Genomic DNA, 3,330 nt, shown 5'->3' on the forward strand with positions numbered 1-3,330 from the left:
GTTCCGGGTACCGGGTTATGGCCTAGCTCAATCGTTTCTGGAAGAGCAAAGACCTACAGACATACACACCTTCAAACCTTCACACATTCAAACCTTCACACAGTCCGTCAAACCTTATCCAGGTGCACATCCATTTGCGGGTAGGGAATACCGATGCCGGCGTCGTCCAGGTGGTCCTTCACGGCCTGGGTCAGGCGCTCGCGGACGTCCCAGTAGTCGGCTGTGGTCGCCCAGACGCGGACCGACCAGTTGATGCATGAGTCGCCCAGGCTATCGAGGTAGACGACAACGTCTCTGTCCTCAAGGCGGCCCTCGACGCTTTCGGCGGCAGCGGTAAGCACCGCACGCGTTTCGTCCAGGCTGGCGGGGTAGTCGGTCCCGACGCTTACATCCACCCGCCGGGTGTCGTGGAAGGTGACGTTTTCAATCGTGGCGCCGAAGATTTCTCCGTTGGGGATGATGACCCGGCGGTTGTCCGGCGTGTCCATCTGCGTCGTGAAAAGGGAGATCTCGAAGATCTTGCCCCGTTCGCCGGCGGTTTCAACGACATCGCCGACGCGGAAGGGGCGAAAGATGAGCAGCATGACGCCCGCGGCAAAGTTCTGGAGCGACCCCTGTAGGGCGAGGCCGACGGCGAAACCGGCAGCGGCCAGCACGGCGGCGAGACTTGCGACGTTGACGCCAAACTCCCCGAGAACGGCGATACCGGCGATGATGAGAACCAGATATCGTGCGAGGTTCGAGAAGAACTTCCCGAGCGTCGGATCGACGTTGGCACGGTCGAGCCCCCGCGATGTCGCGCGCTTCGCCCACCCGGCCACAAAGAGGGCGACGATGATCAGGACCAGAGCGAAGAGGACGCTCAGGCCCATGTTCACGAGCATATCGGTATCGATGGACTGAAGGAGGTCTTCCATGCGAGAGAATCAGATTGATCGGATCGAGGCGAAAGCCCGGGTGCGGTTTGCTCCCGCGCGCTTCTGAGTCTACGTAGCGGCAGGCGCGCTGTCAACCGATATCTGGCGCTCGGATCCTCACCAGACGGATGACGCCCACCGGTCGATCCGGCGATGCCCCTCGACTTTTCCCGGGAAGAAAGCCTCCTCACGTGGCCGTTTCGTCGCCCGTGCTCCCCGTGATCGTCAACACGAGAGACCGGCGTCCGCCGTGGTCGCGGTGCTCATTGAGATAGATTCCCTGCCAGGTCCCGAGGGCCAGCTCGCCGTCACGGATGGGAATCGTCAGACTCGTGTCGAGAAGCGACGCTTTGATGTGAGCCGGCATGTCGTCGGAGCCCTCGATCGTATGGTCGTAGTAGGGCTGGTTCTCCGGAACCATCTCGTCGAAATGATCCTCCATGTCGGAACGGACGTCCGGACTGGCGTTCTCGTTGATCGTAAGCGAGGCCGACGTGTGCTGGATGAAGACGTGCAGCAAGCCGGCGCGCACCCCGGACAGGTCTGGCAGAGCCTGACGGACCTCTGACGTGATGAGATGGAAGCCCCGGGGACGGGCGTCAAGCGTGAGCATGGACTGTCGTATCATCATCGCCGGTAGACTGCTACGGTTGGGACGAGGTGGTCTCGTTCGTATCGGCTGCTGCGATGTCGACCCAGACGGGGAAGTGGTCGCTCACCTCGGGATCCGTTGCTGCGAGACCCGTCGGCCGCCAGACGCCGCTGTTTATGACGCGGAGGTCTTCGGAGGGAAGGACGTAATCGACCCGTAGGCCCCAGCGCGCGGTGTCGTCGGCGTCCAGATCCGGGAATGTCTTCTGCCCTTGCGCCGTCGCCTCCGGGCCGATCGCCTGGACACGGGGATGGTCGAACAGGTCTGTCATCGGCATTCCGAACGTGTCCCCTTCGTCCGGGTCCGCGTTCAGGTCTCCCATGATCACGAACGACGCCTCCGGGGGAAGGCCGCCCGTCCGGCTCGAATCGTCGACGATGTGGTCGGCACCCGCCACGTACTCGCGCCAGAACCGGATCTCGTCGTGGTTTCGGCGACCGTTTCGATCGGCTGCACCGTCGAAGGTCGGCGGCGTGGGGTGACTGGCCAGCACGTGAACGATCCCGCCGTCCGGGAGACGCACCGGAACGTCCCAGTGGCTCTTGGACGAGAGCCGGAGGTTCTCCCACTCCTCGGCGGAGTAAAACGGCTCGCCGGTAACGGAATCGATCGGCACCTCCGCATCAGGCAGACGGCTCCACGGGTAGAGGCGAAACGTCCGAACCCGATCCGCGTCGATCTCCACACTTTCCCGCACGAAGAGCGCCATGCCGTACTGTCCCGGGAATGTGCCGAACCCCCATGCATCCCCACCGTAGGCCCGCCCGGCGTTCGTCTGCGGCGCCACGCTCCCGTCCGGCGGGGTTGCTGGGATCTCGGGGACGGTCTCTACGATGGCGCCGTCGTTGTTGAGATCCAGCCCGCTGGCGATCCCGGTGTTGACCGGCAGCATGATCGCCCGGTAGCGAACCGGCTCCAGCGAGTCCGCCTGCGCCCGCGCCAGGTAGTTCTCCGCGAAGCGACGGGCATTCTTGCCGGGTTCGTCGCCCTTGTCGACGTCGGGAGCCCCCGCGGTGTCGTACGTCAACTCATTTACCAGCAGCACGTCCGGACGAAGGGACTGGATCCGTGCGGCCGCCCGCTGCAGTCGCGGATGATCCTGCCGCTTGACGTCCGACGTTCGAACGTCTTCGATGTTATACGTCATGAACCGTACCGTACGCGGCGCCTCGTCATCAGGAGCCGCACACCCGACCAGAAGAGCGGGTATTGAAAACGCAAATAGCAACAACGAAAGCCGAATCATGCCTCGCGCTGGACGGATGGAAGTTCTGGCAAGATGTAAGAAGTCGAACGAAGGCTCTTCCAAATCTGTGTACGATGACCCGGCGCAACGCCGAACCGCACCGGAAGCCGTATCCCCCCTCCCCATTCAAGATTCCCCATTCAACATTCGCAATTCCCCCTTCGCCCTTCGACATTCGCAATTCGCAATTCGCAATTCGCCCTTCCCCATTCTCAAGCTTTTTCTCCCACACGTTTCGTCGTGTAGACCAGGCCGGCAACACCTGCGAGGGAGATGAGAACGGCGATCACCTCGGCCTGCGTGACTTCAATACCCAGAAACATGCCGACGTTATTGACGCGGATCTGCTCGATCAGGAAGCGTTCGGCGCCGTTGAACACGAGGTAGACGGACATTAACCAGCCGCCCTTGTACGGGTGCTTGCGGATCGCCCAAAGGATCCCCGTGATCAGGACGGCCATGGCGGTCTCATACAGCATCGTCGGATACACACCGTCCATTGCCGGGCCGCACTC

The 3,330-nt window shown here is 62.4% G+C and carries 4 protein-coding genes; all 4 read right to left on the bottom strand.

All coding sequences use genetic code 11. The features are described 5' to 3' along the window. Nucleotides 1-107 precede the first annotated feature (107 nt). Nucleotides 108-917 (bottom strand): mechanosensitive ion channel family protein, encoded by an 810-nt coding sequence (locus ACFCU0_RS10695; protein ID WP_434973661.1) that lies wholly within the window; start codon nt 915-917, stop codon nt 108-110. A gap of 187 nt (nt 918-1,104) precedes the next feature. Further along, nucleotides 1,105-1,545, bottom strand: coding sequence for a secondary thiamine-phosphate synthase enzyme YjbQ (locus ACFCU0_RS10700; protein WP_434973664.1), 441 nt, complete (start codon nt 1,543-1,545; stop codon nt 1,105-1,107). Nucleotides 1,546-1,561: 16 nt separating this feature from the next. Beyond that, entirely contained in the window at nt 1,562-2,716 is a 1,155-nt protein-coding gene (locus tag ACFCU0_RS10705) for an endonuclease/exonuclease/phosphatase family protein (protein ID WP_434973662.1), read from the bottom strand. Nucleotides 2,717-3,027: 311 nt separating this feature from the next. Next, nucleotides 3,028-3,330: prolipoprotein diacylglyceryl transferase family protein (locus ACFCU0_RS10710; RefSeq protein ID WP_434973663.1), on the bottom strand; the 303-nt coding region annotated here is incomplete at its 5' end.

The sequence above is a fragment of the Longibacter sp. genome (genome assembly GCF_051155795.1).
Lineage (GTDB): Bacteria > Bacteroidota > Rhodothermia > Rhodothermales > Salinibacteraceae > Longibacter.

Excerpts from the sequence above, each read along its gene's own strand:
- ACFCU0_RS10695 (WP_434973661.1), bottom strand. The coding sequence starts at position 917 with ATGGAAGACCTCCTTCAGTCCATCGATACCGATATGCTCGTGAACATG.
- ACFCU0_RS10700 (WP_434973664.1), bottom strand. The coding sequence starts at position 1,545 with ATGATACGACAGTCCATGCTCACGCTTGACGCCCGTCCCCGGGGCTTC.
- ACFCU0_RS10705 (WP_434973662.1), bottom strand. The coding sequence starts at position 2,716 with ATGACGTATAACATCGAAGACGTTCGAACGTCGGACGTCAAGCGGCAG.